This window comes from Allohahella sp. A8 (assembly GCF_047946665.1).
Lineage (GTDB): Bacteria > Pseudomonadota > Gammaproteobacteria > Pseudomonadales > Oleiphilaceae > Allohahella.
Genome location: NZ_CP172312.1, coordinates 176623 through 192575 on the forward strand (window position 1 = coordinate 176623; position 15953 = coordinate 192575).

General features: G+C 55.5%; 14 protein-coding genes. 11 read left to right on the forward strand and 3 right to left on the reverse strand.

The features are described from left to right. The first annotated feature begins 4 nt into the window (after nucleotides 1-4). The 9 genes from ACH3PB_RS00795 (at nucleotide 5) to rnhB (ending at nucleotide 9866) form a co-directional block, all read left to right on the forward strand. Nucleotides 5-1261 (forward strand): 1-deoxy-D-xylulose-5-phosphate reductoisomerase, encoded by a 1257-nt coding sequence (locus tag ACH3PB_RS00795; protein ID WP_416397568.1) that lies wholly within the window; start codon nucleotides 5-7, stop codon nucleotides 1259-1261. A gap of 25 nt (nucleotides 1262-1286) precedes the next feature. Then, on the forward strand, nucleotides 1287-2642 hold the full coding sequence (gene rseP / locus ACH3PB_RS00800) for an RIP metalloprotease RseP (protein ID WP_416397569.1): 1356 nt from the start codon (nucleotides 1287-1289) through the stop codon (nucleotides 2640-2642). 108 nt (nucleotides 2643-2750) lie between these two features. Continuing rightward, nucleotides 2751-5066: an outer membrane protein assembly factor BamA gene (bamA, locus tag ACH3PB_RS00805; protein ID WP_416397570.1), complete on the forward strand. Its 2316-nt coding sequence runs from the start codon at nucleotides 2751-2753 to the stop codon at nucleotides 5064-5066. 97 nt (nucleotides 5067-5163) lie between these two features. Further along, nucleotides 5164-5664 carry an OmpH family outer membrane protein gene (locus ACH3PB_RS00810; RefSeq protein ID WP_416397571.1) on the forward strand — a complete coding sequence of 167 codons (501 nt, stop codon included), beginning with the start codon at nucleotides 5164-5166 and terminating at the stop codon, nucleotides 5662-5664. A 55-nt stretch (nucleotides 5665-5719) separates the two neighbouring features. After that, the gene (gene lpxD / locus ACH3PB_RS00815) at nucleotides 5720-6832 is read left to right on the forward strand and encodes a UDP-3-O-(3-hydroxymyristoyl)glucosamine N-acyltransferase (protein WP_416397572.1); all 1113 of its coding nucleotides are present in this window, start codon (nucleotides 5720-5722) and stop codon (nucleotides 6830-6832) included. Nucleotides 6833-6864: 32 nt separating this feature from the next. Next, on the forward strand, nucleotides 6865-7302 hold the full coding sequence (fabZ, locus tag ACH3PB_RS00820; protein ID WP_416397573.1) for a 3-hydroxyacyl-ACP dehydratase FabZ: 438 nt from the start codon (nucleotides 6865-6867) through the stop codon (nucleotides 7300-7302). Further along, nucleotides 7299-8078: an acyl-ACP--UDP-N-acetylglucosamine O-acyltransferase gene (lpxA, locus tag ACH3PB_RS00825; protein WP_416397574.1), complete on the forward strand. Its 780-nt coding sequence runs from the start codon at nucleotides 7299-7301 to the stop codon at nucleotides 8076-8078. Before fabZ ends, lpxA begins: the two co-directional genes overlap by 4 nt. Before the next feature lie 29 nt (nucleotides 8079-8107). Then, nucleotides 8108-9268 carry a lipid-A-disaccharide synthase gene (lpxB, locus tag ACH3PB_RS00830; protein ID WP_416397575.1) on the forward strand — a complete coding sequence of 387 codons (1161 nt, stop codon included), beginning with the start codon at nucleotides 8108-8110 and terminating at the stop codon, nucleotides 9266-9268. 4 nt (nucleotides 9269-9272) lie between these two features. Continuing rightward, nucleotides 9273-9866 (forward strand): ribonuclease HII, encoded by a 594-nt coding sequence (gene rnhB, locus ACH3PB_RS00835; protein WP_416397576.1) that lies wholly within the window; start codon nucleotides 9273-9275, stop codon nucleotides 9864-9866. Nucleotides 9867-9871: 5 nt separating this feature from the next. On the opposite strand, the gene ACH3PB_RS00840 is transcribed toward rnhB, so the two are convergent. The 3 genes from ACH3PB_RS00840 to mutS are packed head-to-tail and all read right to left on the reverse strand — an operon-like array spanning nucleotide 9872 to nucleotide 14047. Then, complete coding sequence (locus tag ACH3PB_RS00840; protein ID WP_416397577.1) at nucleotides 9872-10858, reverse strand: MDR family oxidoreductase; 987 nt, start codon at nucleotides 10856-10858, stop codon at nucleotides 9872-9874. 11 nt (nucleotides 10859-10869) lie between these two features. Then, on the reverse strand, nucleotides 10870-11193 hold the full coding sequence (gene fdxA / locus ACH3PB_RS00845) for a ferredoxin FdxA (RefSeq protein ID WP_416397578.1): 324 nt from the start codon (nucleotides 11191-11193) through the stop codon (nucleotides 10870-10872). 49 nt (nucleotides 11194-11242) lie between these two features. Then, on the reverse strand, nucleotides 11243-14047 hold the full coding sequence (gene mutS / locus ACH3PB_RS00850) for a DNA mismatch repair protein MutS (RefSeq protein ID WP_416397579.1): 2805 nt from the start codon (nucleotides 14045-14047) through the stop codon (nucleotides 11243-11245). Nucleotides 14048-14154: 107 nt separating this feature from the next. On the opposite strand from mutS, the gene ACH3PB_RS00855 reads away from it, so the two are divergent. Both ACH3PB_RS00855 and recA read left to right on the forward strand, forming a co-directional pair. Further along, nucleotides 14155-14682, forward strand: coding sequence for a CinA family protein (locus ACH3PB_RS00855; protein WP_416397580.1), 528 nt, complete (start codon nucleotides 14155-14157; stop codon nucleotides 14680-14682). A 231-nt stretch (nucleotides 14683-14913) separates the two neighbouring features. Next, a complete protein-coding gene (gene recA, locus ACH3PB_RS00860) occupies nucleotides 14914-15951 on the forward strand; it encodes a recombinase RecA (protein ID WP_416397581.1) in 1038 nt (345 codons plus the stop codon). Nucleotides 15952-15953: the final 2 nt, after the last annotated feature.

The following is a 15953-nucleotide window of genomic DNA, read 5'->3' on the forward strand; positions in this document are numbered from 1 at the left end:
TTCGATGAGCCGACGCGAGCGGGTTGCTGTTCTTGGGACGAGCGGGTCGATAGGTTTTAGCACCCTTGATGTCATCCGCGAGAATCCTGAATCATTTGAGCTTTTTGCAGTAACCGCCCACAACAATGTCCGGGCGCTCACCGATATTGTACGCGAGTTCAGGCCGCGCATCGCCGTCCTCAGTGGGGCTGACGACCGTGCGGTTGTCGCCGACTCGTTCGAAGAACTCCAGCGCGTATGTGCCGAGACTGACACTGAAATACTCCGCGGTGCCAATGCGCTTGAGCAGGTTGCGTCGATGCCGGAGGTCGATGTTGTCGTCGCGGGCATAGTTGGTGCCGCCGGGCTGGCCTCGGTCTTCACGGCTGCCCGTCATGGCAAGCGTATCCTTCTCGCGAACAAGGAAGCCCTTGTCATGAGCGGCGCAGTGCTCATGGATATGGTGTTGAAGCACGGCGCGACGCTACTGCCAATCGACAGCGAGCACAACGCCATCTTTCAGTGTCTGCCGGATCAGTTACAACAGGCGGTAGCCTGTAAATCTACCGCCCAAGCCGTGCCTGGTGCGGGCGAGCAAATTGCTACGATTTGGAACGGCATTTCCCGCATCCACCTCACTGCCTCTGGCGGTCCGTTCCGTGGCCAGAGGCGTGCGAGTCTCGCGCAGGTGACGCTTGCACAGGCCTGCAAGCACCCAAACTGGCAAATGGGACAAAAGATCTCGATTGATTCGGCCACTCTCATGAACAAGGGCCTGGAGCTGATAGAGGCTTGCTGGCTCTTTGATCTCACGCCGGCGCAGATCAACGTCGTCATTCATCCCGAATCAATTATCCACTCCATGGTCGAATTTATTGATGGGTCAGTGCTCGCCCAGCTCGGCGCGCCAGACATGAAGACCCCCATTGCTTCGGCGCTGGGGTGGCCAAGAAGGATCGGGAGCAGGTCGGCGCGACTTGATTTGTTCGCGTTGAACGGCCTTCATTTCGAAGCGCCTGATCATGAGGCGTTTCCATGTTTGGGTCTTGCTGGAAGAGCTTTTGAGGCTGGCGGTGCTGCACCGGCTGTTCTCAATGCAGCCAACGAGATTGCTGTTCAAGCCTTTATCGACCAGCGAATCGGCTTTCTGGATATCTCAAAAGTAATACAGGCGAGTCTTGATTCATGTATCATCCATGAAGCTTCGACTCTGGAGGCTATCGTCGAGGCCGACGCCAGGAGTCGTGTCTGCGCGGAAGAGCTCGTGCGTAGATTCTCTTAGCAAGCAGCATTCAGGTTCTTCAGGTATGTCCTTCATTCAGAACGCCCTTGCACTGATCGTCACCCTGGGCATCCTTGTGACCATCCACGAGTTCGGCCACTTCTGGGTGGCCCGGCGCTGCGGCGTCAAGGTGCTCCGATTTTCAGTAGGCTTCGGCCGGCCCATCTGGAAACGCATCGGCGCTACGGGGACGGAGTATGTCATCGCAGCGATCCCGCTTGGTGGTTACGTCAAGATGCTCGATGAGCGAGAGGGGCCTGTCGAGGATGCCGAGCTCGAGCAAAGCTTCAATCAAAAGCCTGTGCAGCAGCGGATAGCTATAGCTGCGGCCGGACCCCTGGCCAATTTCCTCTTTGCCATTCTCGTTTACTGGGTCGTCTTTGTAGTCGGTGTTCAGGCCGTGAAGCCTCTGACCGGCCAGATTGAAAAGGACTCGGTTGCTGACAGGCGTGGTCTCACTCCGGAGCTCACCATCGTCGCTGTCGATGGAAAGCCTACTAACGACTGGTCTGAAGTCAATCTGCAGCTCATTGATCGCCTTGGCGACAGTGGCAGTATCCGGTTGGCCACCCAAGATACTGACGGCGCCTCACGTGAGTTCAGTTTGCCTGTGTCTGATTGGTTGAGCGGGGAGCGTGATCCCAATCCTCTTCAGGCGCTGGGTATCTCACCATGGCGCCCGGCGATCACGCCACGAATAGAAACTGTGGTAGAGGGTGGGCGAGCTGAGCAGGCGGGCCTGGCCCCGGGCGACCTGATCACCTCTGTCAATGGTATCCAGGTCGAAACCTGGGATGCACTGGTGCAATTCATACAGGCCTCGCCGGAAAAACCTCTTGATATCGAGTACCGCCAGCTTGAAAGTGGGGATACCAAGCAGACGATGCTCGTACCCGAGTCACGCATCGTGAACGGCGACAGCCAGGGATTTATCGGAGCTAGTGTGGATGTGCCAGAATGGCCCGCTGATAAGCTGATTGAAATCAGTTATGGGCCTGTCGACGCACTGTGGGAGGCCGTAGCGAAGACAGCGGATATGGCTGCCATGATCCTGACTTCTCTCAAGAAATTGGTGGTCGGAGCCATTTCGCCTGATAATCTCGGCGGGCCAATCACAATTGCGAAAGCAGCCGGGCAGTCGGCTGGTTTTGGCTCTGAAGCCTTCATCAGTTTCCTGGCTCACCTGAGCATAATGCTCGGCGTACTGAATTTACTGCCGGTACCGGTACTTGATGGCGGGCACCTGTTGTATTATTTTGCAGAACTCGTTCGTGGGAAACCACTGCCGGAAAGTGTCCAGATGGCGGGCATCCGCCTCGGCATGATGCTGCTCGGTGGCGTTATGCTGCTGGCAATATTCAATGACTTCGCCCGTCTATGATTGCTTGTTAAAACGATTGATAGACGCTCAAGCGACTGATCCGCAGGACGGCTATCGACCTGCGTTGAGAATCTGTCCCGACCCTCAAAACAAAGTAAGCCTCTATTCATGAGATTTTTTCGTTTTCTGTCTTTTCTAGCGCTGATTCTTACGGCGACCTCTGTGGCGGCTATCGAAACATTCGTAGTCAAGGATGTCCGGGTCGAGGGGCTGCAGCGGGTCTCCGCCGGTAGTGTCTTCAGTGCTTTTCCGCTTCAGGTGGGCCGCGAGTTCACGCCAGAGGAACTCGCTGATGCTACCCGAAGCTTGTTTGCTACTGGCCTGTTCACAGACATCAAGGTGTTTCGTGACACCGATGTGCTGGTTCTCAAGGTCGATGAGCGGCCATCGATCAGTAAAATTGAGATCGAAGGAAACAAGAATCTGCCGTCGGAGGACTTGCTAGAGGGCCTGAAATCGAATGGGTTGGCCGAGGGCGAAGTGCTTCAGCGCTCCACCCTTGAGCGGATAGAGCTTGAGATCCTGCAGAGCTACATCGCACAGGGACGATATAACGCCTCTGTCGACGCTGGCATTACGGAACAGGAGCGCAACCGGGTTCGCATAGACATCAAGATCAAGGAAGGACCAGTTTCATCTATCGCCCATATCAATTTCGTCGGCAACAAGACCTACGATGACGAAACGCTGCGGGAACTGATGGAGCTTGAAACAACCGGCTTCTGGGCCTCTATTTTCGGTAGTGACAAGTACAGCAAGCAGAAGCTCAACGGCGATATAGAAAAGATCACGTCGTATTATCTTGATCGTGGCTTCATCAAGTTCAGCATAGAAAGCACGCAGGTCTCGGTTTCCCGGGATCGGGAAAACGTCTATATCACGGTCAATGTCGACGAAGGTGAGCGCTTCACCATCAGGGATATTGCTTTGCGGGGCGACCTGAAGATCGACGAGGCAGAGCTGCGCAAGCTGATTGTGATCAAGGAAGGCGATGTCTTTTCGCGACAGTTGTTAACGTACACGTCAGACATCATCGCCAAGAGACTGGGCAATGATGGTTACACCTTTGCCGATGTCAATGCGATACCTGAGCCTCATGATGACAACACGGCTTCAGTGACCTTTTTTGTCGAGCCCGGCCGAAGAACCTATGTCAGGCGGATCAATTTCCGTGGCAATATCACTACGAGCGATGAAGTGTTGCGTCAGGAAATGATGCAGATGGAAGCCGCTGCCGCGTCAACCGACCTCATCGAATCTTCGAAGGCGCGGCTGGAGCGGCTTGGCTTCTTCAAGACTGTCACTGTTGAAACGCCTCTGGTACCTGGCACCGACGATCAGATCGACGTCAATTATGCGGTCGAAGAGCAATCCACTGGCAGTCTTTCGGCCAGTCTTGGTTACAGCACCAGTGGTCTGGTACTGGGTGCCAGTGTATCGGAGAACAACTTCCTGGGTACTGGCCGTCAGGTGTCATTCGGGGTAAATCGCAGCGATACAGTTCGTAGTGCAAACTTCAACTACACCAACCCCTACTACACGGTCGATGGGGTTAGCCGGGGTTTCAACCTCTTCTACAGAGAAACCGATCTGAGCGATAGCAACACCGAGTTGACCTCGTATATAGAAGACAGTGTTGGTGGCGGGGTCAACTTTGGTTACCCGATAGATCGCTATTCCAGGCTGAATTTTGGCGTTGGTTATACCCATACAAAGATTCAGGTTGATCGTCCGGTCGTGGAAATAGAGAGCTTCCTTGAGGAGTACGGCGATAGCTATGACTTTTTCGACGTTACGGCGCAATGGCGACGGTCGACGCTCAACCGCGGACTCTTCCCGACATCGGGTACCTCACAGCGCGTAAGTCTCAGGGTAATCCTTCCCGAAGTAAGTGATTTCACGTTCTACAAGACTGGCTATGGTGCCAACGTCTACTTCCCGCTCAGCGATGATCATGAGTGGGTTTTCAGAACGCGTGGCGATATCCGCTATGGCGCGGGCTTCGGTAACGTTGACGACCTGCCTTTCTTCGAGCACTACTACAGTGGCGGCATCGGTTCCGTGCGCGGTTATCGGCCGAATTCGCTAGGTGCGAAAAGCACGCCTCCAGAGGGCTCCATTGATCGCCCCGATCCATTCGGCGGCAATCTACAAATCGAAGGGTCGCTTGAGCTCATAGTGCCGTTCATCTTCCTGGAAGACCGGTCCCAGGTCAGATCAACCGTATTTATCGACGGCGGAAACGTATTCGATACAGATCGAAGTTTCGATCCGGAACTGGACGAGCTGCGGTTTGCGGCGGGACTATCGCTTTCCTGGATCACCCCTATCGGCCCTCTGAGTTTCAGTGTGGCGCGTGCCTTCAACGACAAGGATGGCGACCGCCCTCAGTTCTTCCAGTTTCTGCTTGGCCAGACGCTATGAGTCTGATTTCACAGGACATAGCCCCACGCCCGGGAAAGGGGTACACTTTCTGGAATTGCCAGTCAGTGACAACTTCATATTCAACGAAGGTAGCTGTATGTTTTTGAAAAGACTTGTACTCACCTGCTCACTTCTGTCTGTGGCGGGAATGGCCGCTGCGGAAACCAAGATCGGCATCATCGACCTCCGTGCCGCTCTTCTTGGTTCGGAATCGGCCAAATCATTTTCCACCCAGATGGAAAAAGACTTCGCTGATGACGACGCGCGCATCCGGAAGGTAGGGGAAGAGGCGCAGAAACTGCAGCAGCGTCTGCAGAAAGATGGCGCCATCATGAGCGAGAGCGAAAAGGAAAAGGCACAGGCGGAACTCGAAGAGAAAGTGCAGGAATTCAACTTTCTGAAGAACAAGTTCCAGAACTCGGTCGCGAAGCGTGAAGAACTTTTCGTAAACCAGTCAAAGCCCAAGGTCGATGCTGCTATCAAGAAACTTGCAGCCGACAATGACCTCGATCTTGTCCTGCCCAAAACCGTTGCTGTTTTCTCGGCGCCAGCGCTAGACATCACTGACAAGCTGATCGAAGAGCTCAACAAGCAGTAGGTTCATATGCACCCGCAGGCTCGCGCCTGTCAGACTGACTAGCGGTTTTTTGTGTATGACGATTACCCTGTCTGATGTTGCTGATCATCTTGATCTCCCTCTTACTCCTGCGCCGGTATCAGGCGCGGGGCACGCCCGTGCGCTGCTGTCGAGTCCTGTGATGGGGCTGGCCACTCTTGTTAAGGCTGGGGAGCAGCACATCGCCTTTCTGGCCAGCGATCAGTATCTTTCGCAACTGAAGACGACTGGCGCGCTTGCGGTCATCCTGAAACCGCAGCACGCTGAAGAAAGTCCAGTGCCTTGCTTTGTGACTTCCGATCCTTACGCCGCCTATGCAAAACTGACCCACCTGTTCAGTCACGATAAAACGATCCTGTTATTCGGCGATCAAGCTGGTGTTTCGAATCCGGATTCGCCCAGTATCCATCCGAGTGCCCGCATTGCCGATGATGCGACGCTGGGGCAGGGCGTCTGTATCGGACCAAACGTCGTGATTGGGAGTGGCGTGGAGATAGGTGACGGTGCACGTATAGCCGCCGGAACGACGGTTGGCTCGCGCAGTCGTATCGGCAGAGATGTGCTGATCTATCCGCAGGCAAGCATCTATCACGATGTGACTATCGGCGATAGAAGTATCATACATAGTCACTGCACGGTCGGCTCGGATGGCTTTGGGTTTGCGCCGCATAAGGGCAGTTTCATCAAGATCGAACAGCTCGGTGGCGTCAGAATCGGATCCGACGTCGAAATAGGCGCCGGTACCACCATCGACCGGGGCGCACTTGATGACACCGTGATCGGTGATGGGGTCAAACTGGACAATCAGATACAGATCGCGCATAACGTCGAGATCGGTGATCACACCGTGTTGGCAGCCTGTGTTGGCATAGCAGGCAGTACGAAAGTAGGCAAAATGTGCATGATCGGTGGTGGTGTCGGCATAGCCGGTCACCTCACGATCTGCGATCAGGTGAACATTACCGGCATGACGCTGGTAACCAAGGACATCAGTAGCCCTGGCGTTTATTCGTCGGGCACTGCAGTCGAGCCGAATTCCAACTGGCGCCGGAATGTGGCTCGCTTCCGACAATTGGACGGGTACATTCGAACGCTAATTAATCTTGAGAAAGAGGTCCGTGAGCTTCGTGAGCGCATTGAGCAACGATAGCGGATCGTGACGAAAAAGGCAGAGTAACTGACATGGAAAACGTTGATATTCGCGAGTATCTTCCGCATCGCTATCCCTTCCTGCTGGTAGACAGGGTAACGAGCTATGAGCTTGGGAAAACAATCTCGGGGCTCAAGAACGTCACCCATAATGAGCCCTACTTTCAGGGACACTTCCCTGATTACGCAATTATGCCTGGTGTTCTTATTGTTGAGGCCATGGCGCAGGTGGCAGGTATTCTCGGCTTTCTCACCACAGATCAGAAACCGGCGGATGGTGTCACTTACTATCTGGCTGGTACGGACAAGGTGCGCTTCAAGAAGCCTGTAGTACCCGGCGACCAGCTGAACCTGCACGCCAGTTATGTTACCGACCGTCGGGGTATCTGGAAGTTCTACTGCACATCGGATGTAGGCGGTGTTCTTGTCTGCAGCGCCGAAATTCTCACAGCGGAGAGAAAACTGGCATGACAATCCACGAGCAGGCAATTGTCAGCCCTTCAGCCCGGATTCATCCGAGCGTCAGTATCGGGCCGTTCACCGTGATCGGGCCCGAAGTTGAAATCGGTGCTGGAACGGTCGTTGCCTCTCATGTCGTCATAGGCGGCCCGACCGTCATTGGCCGCAACAACCATATCTATCAATTTGCCAGTGTTGGCGAAGACTGTCAGGACAAGAAGTACAACGGTGAGCCAACACGGCTCATCATGGGTGACGACAACATAATTCGTGAGTACTGCAGTATCCATCGTGGAACTGTGCAGGATCGCGGAGAGACCACTATTGGCAATGGCAACCTGTTCATGGCCTCCTCTCATGTCGCTCATGACTGTGTGGTAGGCAACGGTACCATCCTTGCCAACCTGGCCACCATCGCTGGGCACGTTCGGGTCGACGACTTCGCGATACTCGGCGGCGGCACCCTGGTTCACCAGTTTTGCCACATCGGCACGCAGAGCATGTGTGCTGGTGGCAGTATAGTGCTGAAGGACGTGCCCGCTTATGTCATGGCTGGAGGGCAGTCCGCCACGGCGCACGGGCTCAATACCGAAGGATTGCGCCGGCGCGATGTCAGCAGTGAATCGGTAGCAATCCTGCGCAAGGCTTACAAGACGCTCTACCGTGGCGGTCTGACTTTCGAGCAGGCCATTGTGGAACTCGATAAGCTCGATGCCGACAATGAGTCGGCCGAATTGAAAGTGTTCATTGCCAGTCTCAAGCGCGCCACTCGCGGAATCGTACGTTAAGCAAATTTATCGAGCATGAAGGGGGCTTCTTGAGAATCGCCATTGTTGCAGGTGAGGCCTCCGGTGATTTACTCGGCGCGGGTCTCATTCATGCCTTGCGGGCGCAATATCCAGATGCCGAATTTGGCGGCATGGGTGGGCCGCTTATGCAGGGCGCTGGCTGCGAATCACTGTTCCCGATGGAACACCTGTCAATTATGGGGCTGGTTGAGGTGCTGGATAGCCTGCCACAGCTCTTCGAGCTCAGAGCGAGGTTGCTTGCTTATTTTGTCGGCTGGAAAGCTGACATCTTCATCGGTATCGATGCACCAGATTTCAATCTTCGGCTTGCCAACAAGATCAAACGAGCGGGTATTCCTACCGTGCATTACGTAAGTCCGTCTGTTTGGGCCTGGCGTCAGGGGCGGATTCATGGCATCAAGCGCTCGGTGGATCTCATGCTGACCTTGCTGCCTTTTGAAGCAGCCTTCTACGAGCGATGGCAAGTGCCAGTGGCATTTGTCGGTCACCCACTGGCGGATGAGATCGCACTTGGACTCGAGCCGGCGCCTGCGCGTGCGCAGCTCGGCCTCAGTAGCGACACTTCGGGACCCGTTTATGCCATCCTTCCGGGTTCCAGGGGCAGTGAAGTGAGCCGTCTCGGCACTGTGTTTCTACAAGCTGCGCGCGTACTCAAGCGAAAGAATCCCGCCGCTGTTTTTCTGATTCCTGCAGCGAATGCAATTCGGGAATCGCAATTGCACTACCTACTGAAGGCGTTCCCCGATCTAACAGCTGATCAGTCCGTACGTGTGCTACAGGGCCAGGCCAGGATAGCCTTGCAGGCTGCTGATGGCGTCATCCTCGCATCTGGCACGGCGAGTCTCGAAGCCATGCTGGTTGGGCGTCCAATGGTTGTGGCCTATCGTTTGGCCAGACCGACTTACTGGATCATGAAGCGCCTGATGAAATCAAAATACATAGCCTTGCCAAACCTGCTGGCGGATGAAGCGCTCGTGCCCGAGCTCATCCAGGATGAGGTCACCCCGGAGCGGATCGCGGAAGCATTGCTGAGAGAGACTGAAGCCTCCAGGGCTGCCATGCTGAAGCAGCGATTTCGTTCGCTGCACAAACAGATTCACTGCAATGCCAGCGAGCGTGCTGCGAAAGCGATTAAAACCGAAATACTGGACAAGACAAGGAAGGCCTGAGCCGATGGGTAGACTGATAGTTGGACTCGATGAAGTTGGTCGCGGCCCATTGGCGGGGTCGGTGGTTGCGGCCGCTGTGGTGATGTACGAGTCACAGCAGATTGTAGGTGTACGTGATTCGAAGAAGCTGAGCGCGAAGAACCGAGTTCTGCTCTGCAGTGAGATTCGCACCACGGCTATAGGATTCGCCATTGGGGAAGCCGATATTGAGGAGATAGACCGGATCAATATTCTTCATGCCAGTATGCTGGCCATGGAGCGCGCATTAGCAGCCTTGCCTCAAGATCTGTTGATCCGTCTCGAGCACGCCTTTGTTGACGGCAACCGACTGCCAAATCTGTCTATACCAGCGACGGCAGTCGTTGGCGGAGACGACAGTATTCAATCGATCGGGGCAGCCTCGATACTAGCTAAAGTGCACAGGGACGATCAGATGTGTAAGGCTGCCGTAGAGTACCCGCAGTATGGCTTTGAGCGGCATATGGGGTATCCCACAGCACAGCACCTGGATGCGCTGAAACAGCATGGCATCTGCCCCTTGCATCGACGATCCTTTGCGCCCATCAGGAAGCTGCTTCAGGTTGCCGCAGTGGCTTGAGGCACTTACGCCTTATTCACATCCACTACCAGACGGCCGCGGATTTCTCCGTTCAGCAGACGCGCCGCGTCATTGATTGCCTTGTCGAGCGTGGTGATGCTCGTCACCGACTTCAGTAAATCAGGCTTCCATTCGGTAGCAAGCGCTGCCCAGGCTTTTTCACGAATCGGCGCGGGGCACTGGACGCTGTCGATACCAATCAGCTTGACGCCCCTCAAGATGAAAGGTGCGACAGATGCTGGAAAGTCCATGCCCTGGGCAAGGCCGCAACAGGTCACGGTGCCTAGATATTTCGTTGAGGCGCACACGTTGGCGAGGGTGTGACTGCCGGCGACATCAACCGCGCCAGCCCACCGCTCGCGTGCGAGTGGGCGACCTTTCTCGGAGAACTCTGAGCGATCCATGACCTCACTTGCGCCGAGCGAACGAAGATAGTCGGCCTCCTGCATGCGCCCGGTCAGTGCAACAACGCGATAGCCACGATTGGCCAGCAGAAAAACGGCCACACTGCCAACCCCGCCGGATGCGCCAGTGACGACGATTTCGCCATCCTCAGGTTTGACACCCTGTGCCTCGAGTGCCTGAACGCAAAGCATTGCGGTATAGCCAGCTGTACCACATGCCATGGCGTCAAAAGTGCTCAAGGCCTCGGGCAACGAGACAAGCCAGTCCGCCTTCACACGCGCCTTTTGGGACAGACCACCCCAGTGAGACTCGCCCACACCCCAGCCGTTCAGAATGACCTTGTCACCTGCTTTGAAGCGGGAGGAGTTGCTTGCAGTCACAGTGCCGGCAAAGTCGATACCGGCCACCATTGGGAAATTCCTGACCACAGGCGCTTTGCCTGTAATGGCCAGCGCATCCTTGTAGTTCAGAGTGGAATAGTCGATGTCTACGCTAACTTCGCCATCCGGCAAATCAGCCTCGTCGACTGACTCGACAGCGGCGGCGCTTGTATCGTTATTCTTGTTGATGACTATGGCTCTGAACATGTGTGTGTCCTCTAACGTTCCAGTAGTGGCGTCTTGTTTGGCTTGCCGTCCCATTCTTCAGCATCTGGCAGCGGATCTTTCTTCTCGGTGATGTTGTCCCACTTCGAAGCCAGCTCGGCGTTTATCTCGATAAACTCCTTCTGATCATCCGGCAGTTCATCTTCAGAGAAGATGGCATTGGCGGGGCACTCTGGCTCACACAATGCGCAGTCGATGCACTCGTCGGGATCGATGACAAGGAAGTTCGGACCTTCATAAAAACAGTCTACTGGGCAGACTTCAACGCAATCGGTATATTTACATTTGATGCAGTTTTCGGTCACTACAAATGTCATTGGCAGATCCCTCAGTCAAGAGACGTAAGTTGTTAAAGTTAAGATGCGGCTATTGTAGATGATTTGAACGCTCAAGGCAGTCGCTCTTGAGGTTTTTCATGGTGTAGAGCAAGGCCAGCGCTTCTTTCGGCGATAGTTCATCAGGATCTGTGGCGTCCAGCAGTGCCTCAAGTTCGGCCAGTCGGGGATCGGCCGGAGCTGATGGCTCCAAACGGTCGCGCCCTATCTCGGCAGATGCTGAGCCGCTACTGCCGGTGGCCGGGAAGAGTTCGTGCTGCCATACGTCCGCACCGCCACTCGCATCATGACGACCCTGTTCCTCGAGGGCTTTCAGCCGGGTTCTCGCAAATGCGAGAACGGCGGGTGGTACGCCGGCGAGCTTTGCGACCTGAATACCGTAGCTTCGACTAGCCGGACCCTCGAGCACCTTATGTTGAAATACGATGTCTTCCCGGTACTCAACGGCAGCCAGATGCAGGTTATGAATGCCCTTATGCGCTGCATCCAGTTTGGTGAGCTCGAAATAGTGGGTGGCGAATAAGGTGAGGCAGCCCACCTTGTCGTGGAGGTGTTCAATTACCGCCCAGGCCAACGCCAGGCCATCGTAGGTGCTGGTACCGCGACCGATTTCATCGAGCAGCACAAGACTTTGACTGGTCGCGGTGTTGAGAATATTGGCGGTTTCAGTCATTTCAACCATGAAGGTCGATCGACCTGACGCGGTATCGTCTGAAGCGCCCATGCGGGTGAAGATGCGGTCTATCGGCCCAAGTACAGCAGCACGCGCTGGGACGAAACAGCCGCAGCATGCGAGCAGGACAACCAGCGCCGTCTGACGCATGAAGGTTGACTTACCCCCCATGTTCGGCCCGGTAATGATGCACATCGAGCGCTCGGAATCGAGCTTGATGCCGTTAGGCACGAATGCCTCGGACGACACCGCCTCAACAACCAGATGCCTGCCCGCATCGATGCAGATTTGCTGCGTCTCGGTGAACTCGGGTCGAACCAGGTTCAGCTGGTGCGCGCGCTCGGCGAAGCAGGCCAGCACATCGATCATGGCAATCGCAGCAGCACATGACTGTAACTGTTGCAGTTGGGTGGCGATATCCGCAATCAGCGCTTCGTACAGCATCTTTTCGCGACTGAGCGCCTTGCTCTTCGCGCCAAGCGCTTTGTCTTCAAACAGCTTGAGCTCGGGCGTGATGAAGCGTTCGGTGTTCTTCAGGGTCTGACGGCGAACATAATCAGCTGGAGCCTGGTCGGCTTGCGATCGGCTCATTTCAATGTAATACCCGTGAACACGGTTATAGCCGACCTTGAGGCTGGAAAGCTTCGTTCTCTCCCGCTCGCGGGTCTCGATGGCCAGGAGCTGGTCACTGGCATTGTTGCCGAGGGCACGCAGTTCGGCTAGCTCTTCATCGAAGCTGTCACGAAGCACACCGCCATCGCGAATGACAACCGGCGGGTTGTCCTCAATCGCCGCTTCGAGCACTGCGCATAGCTCTGGCAGTGGTTGTGCGGCCCGCATCAGGCCGTTCAGCAGAGAGGGCATTTCACCTTCATCTGCGGTATTCCAATGCAGCGTGCTGTGAAGGGCAGGAATCCTGCCCAATGCATCACGCAGGCGTACGAGGTCCCTCGGGCGGGCGGATCCGAGCGCGATCCGTGTCAGGACCCGCTCCATGTCCCCGATGCCTTTGAGTACTTCACGCACGTCTTCAAAACGCTGTCGCACCAACAAAGCTGCCACCGCATCATGGCGCTCTCCGATAGCTACAGGATCACGCAAAGGCCGGTTCAGAAGCCGCTTCAGTAATCTGGCGCCCATCACGCCCGAGGTCGTGTCGAGTGCCCAGCACAGGGAGTGGCGGAATTCGCCACTGCTTGTCTGGTCTATCTCAAGATTTCGTCGCGTAGCAGCATCGATGAGAATGGCGTCATCGTGGCGCTCGGTTACCAGTGTGCAGATATGTGGCAGGGCATTCTGCTGGGTCTCCCTAACGTAGTGAAGTAGCGCCCCAGCTGCCGAGATGGCCGCAGGTTTGTCACTGCAGCCATACCCGTCCAGATGCAGAACGCCCAGTTGTTCGCAAAGCATTCGTTCGCAGGTCGTCTCATCGAAGTGCCATTCGGGTAGTTTCCGCACAGTGGTCCGGAGTATTTGCTGGCGCAGCAGACTGCCGCCCGCTTCAGCGAGGGCACCACTTTCGTTGAGCAGAAGTTCCGATGGCCGCAATCGGCCGAGCTCATCAGCCACAGCCACGAGTGAGTCGACTTCCTGCAGACTGAAACGGGCAGTGCTCACGTCCAGCATCGCAATGCCATAGATCAGACTTCTTTCACTGCCAGAAGCTTTCGCTGCGGGCCGGGCGTGAACCGAGACAATGATGTTGTCGCTGCGCTCATCGAGAAAAGCATCGTCCGTCAGGGTGCCAGGCGTCACGGTGCGCGCAACCTTCCGCTCAACAGGACCTTTCCCTTCGCCTGGCTGGCCTACCTGCTCACAGATGACTACGCTGTGCCCGAGTTTCACAAGCTTTGCGAGGTAAGCTTCGGCAGCGTGATAGGGGACGCCAGCCATAGGAATGGGCTTGCCAGCCGACTGTCCGCGATGCGTCAGGGTAATGTCCAGGATGGCCGAGACCTGTAGAGCATCGTCGAAAAACAGCTCGTAGAAATCACCCATCCGGTAAAACAGGAACTGATCGGGGTGCTCTGCTTTTATACGCAGAAACTGCTGCATCATCGGGGTATGCTGCGATAGTGCCGCTGCATGTGCTGTGGGGTTCGAAGCGCTGATCGATGAGCCATCTGACTCGCGGTGAGAGGCTGTCTGAGTGGTCGTTGTCATTGATTTCCGGGATAAAGCTGAGCGATTTTTGACCGGCGTTGGTGCCGAAGGCAGAATGTCCAAGAGTGGCAGATGCGCCACTGAACTTCTCTGAAGGACTGCATATTATGGAGAACGAATCTTATGATGCTGCCCAGCGGCTCAGTATAAAGCTTCCCGAACTTGAGTTACTAGCGTCGATCGGCACCATGTTGCAAAAGCTGCAATGGCAAGTGACTGTCGCGGAGTCGTGCACTGCAGGTGGTATCGGCTATGCATTGACAAGCGTGGCTGGCAGCTCCGCCTGGTTCGAGCAGGGTTTCATCGTGTACAGCAACTCCGCGAAGACCGCTATGCTCGATGTTGCGCCGCAGCTGCTGAGAGATAACGGAGCAGTGAGTGAGCCTGTCGCTGCCGCCATGGCGGAGGGTGCCGCACGACGCGCGGGCGCGGAAGTGGCGCTATCGGTGAGTGGTATCGCAGGACCTGGTGGCGGAACAGCAGAGAAGCCAGTTGGAACGGTCTGCTTCGGGTGGTGCCTGCCCAAGGGAACCGTGACCGAACGCCAGGTCTTCAGCGGCGACCGGTCAGCTGTGCGCGAACAGACCATTGTGTACAGCCTGGCAAAGTTGCACAGACTGCTGCAGAATTTATAGGCAGTACAGCAACAGGACACGAAGGCCTGAATTATCGGCAAATCAATTCGGGCAGGCTTGCGTGGCTGAATTGTCCTGTGACATACTGCTGTTGTTTTATACAGTATTGCTCTGGCGACATACTGCATGGACGCAGAATGGTCGGCGTACCGGCTGGCTACTGTCTGGCCAATAGAGGGCACTGAACCCCCGCTGTTGGCTAACCTCAATTAAACAAAGGTGAAATCAAGAATGGATGATAATCGCAAGAAGGCGCTTACCGCAGCGCTGAGTCAGATCGAACGACAGTATGGTAAAGGCGCGGTCATGCGCATGGGTGAAAAGCCCAGGGAGGCTATGCCTTCAGTCTCTACCGGCTCTCTCGGACTCGATATTGCACTCGGTATAGGCGGGCTGCCTTATGGACGTATAGTCGAAATCTACGGTCCGGAAAGTTCCGGTAAGACGACGCTAACGCTCCAGGTGATTGCGGAGGCGCAGAAAAAAGGGAAGACCTGCGCCTTTATCGATGCCGAACACGCGCTCGACCCGGTGTATGCGGAGAAGCTTGGCGTTAATATTGATGATCTGCTGGTCTCGCAGCCGGATACCGGCGAGCAAGCACTTGAGATCGCCGATATGCTGGTGCGATCTGGTGCGGTCGACGTCATCGTCATCGACTCCGTCGCAGCACTCACTCCCAAGGCCGAGATCGAAGGCGAGATGGGCGATTCACACGTGGGCCTGCAAGCTCGACTGATGTCTCAGGCACTCAGAAAGCTGACCGGTAACGTCAAGCAGGCCAATGTTCTGATGGTATTCATCAACCAGATCAGAATGAAGATTGGTGTCATGTTCGGTTCGCCTGAAACCACTACCGGTGGTAACGCCTTGAAGTTTTATGCCTCAGTTCGACTGGATATTCGTCGCATCGGTGCAGTGAAGGAAGGCGACGAGGTTGTCGGTAATGAAACCCGTGTGAAGGTTGTCAAGAACAAGGTCAGTCCGCCGTTCCGTCAGACTGAGTTCCAGATTCTCTACGGTCGTGGCATCTATCGCACAGGTGAGGTAGTAGACCTTGGTGTGAAGGAAGGCTTGGTCGACAAAGCTGGTGCTTGGTATAGCTATAACGGTGACAAGATTGGTCAGGGCAAGGCCAATGCGGCCAAGTTCCTTGAGGAAAACCCTGAAATGCTGGCCGAAATCGAAGGCAAGATTCGGGACAAGCTCCTCCCCAAGCCTACAGGTCCAAAAGCAGTGCCTGAAGCCGAAGCCGAAGCCGCTGTCTGATG

Excerpts from the sequence above, each read along its gene's own strand:
- ACH3PB_RS00795 (WP_416397568.1), top strand. The coding sequence starts at position 5 with ATGAGCCGACGCGAGCGGGTTGCTGTTCTTGGGACGAGCGGGTCGATA.
- rseP (WP_416397569.1), top strand. The coding sequence starts at position 1,287 with ATGTCCTTCATTCAGAACGCCCTTGCACTGATCGTCACCCTGGGCATC.
- bamA (WP_416397570.1), top strand. The coding sequence starts at position 2,751 with ATGAGATTTTTTCGTTTTCTGTCTTTTCTAGCGCTGATTCTTACGGCG.
- ACH3PB_RS00810 (WP_416397571.1), top strand. The coding sequence starts at position 5,164 with ATGTTTTTGAAAAGACTTGTACTCACCTGCTCACTTCTGTCTGTGGCG.
- lpxD (WP_416397572.1), top strand. The coding sequence starts at position 5,720 with ATGACGATTACCCTGTCTGATGTTGCTGATCATCTTGATCTCCCTCTT.
- fabZ (WP_416397573.1), top strand. The coding sequence starts at position 6,865 with ATGGAAAACGTTGATATTCGCGAGTATCTTCCGCATCGCTATCCCTTC.
- lpxA (WP_416397574.1), top strand. The coding sequence starts at position 7,299 with ATGACAATCCACGAGCAGGCAATTGTCAGCCCTTCAGCCCGGATTCAT.
- rnhB (WP_416397576.1), top strand. The coding sequence starts at position 9,273 with ATGGGTAGACTGATAGTTGGACTCGATGAAGTTGGTCGCGGCCCATTG.
- ACH3PB_RS00840 (WP_416397577.1), bottom strand. The coding sequence starts at position 10,858 with ATGTTCAGAGCCATAGTCATCAACAAGAATAACGATACAAGCGCCGCC.
- fdxA (WP_416397578.1), bottom strand. The coding sequence starts at position 11,193 with ATGACATTTGTAGTGACCGAAAACTGCATCAAATGTAAATATACCGAT.
- mutS (WP_416397579.1), bottom strand. The coding sequence starts at position 14,047 with ATGACAACGACCACTCAGACAGCCTCTCACCGCGAGTCAGATGGCTCA.
- ACH3PB_RS00855 (WP_416397580.1), top strand. The coding sequence starts at position 14,155 with ATGGAGAACGAATCTTATGATGCTGCCCAGCGGCTCAGTATAAAGCTT.
- recA (WP_416397581.1), top strand. The coding sequence starts at position 14,914 with ATGGATGATAATCGCAAGAAGGCGCTTACCGCAGCGCTGAGTCAGATC.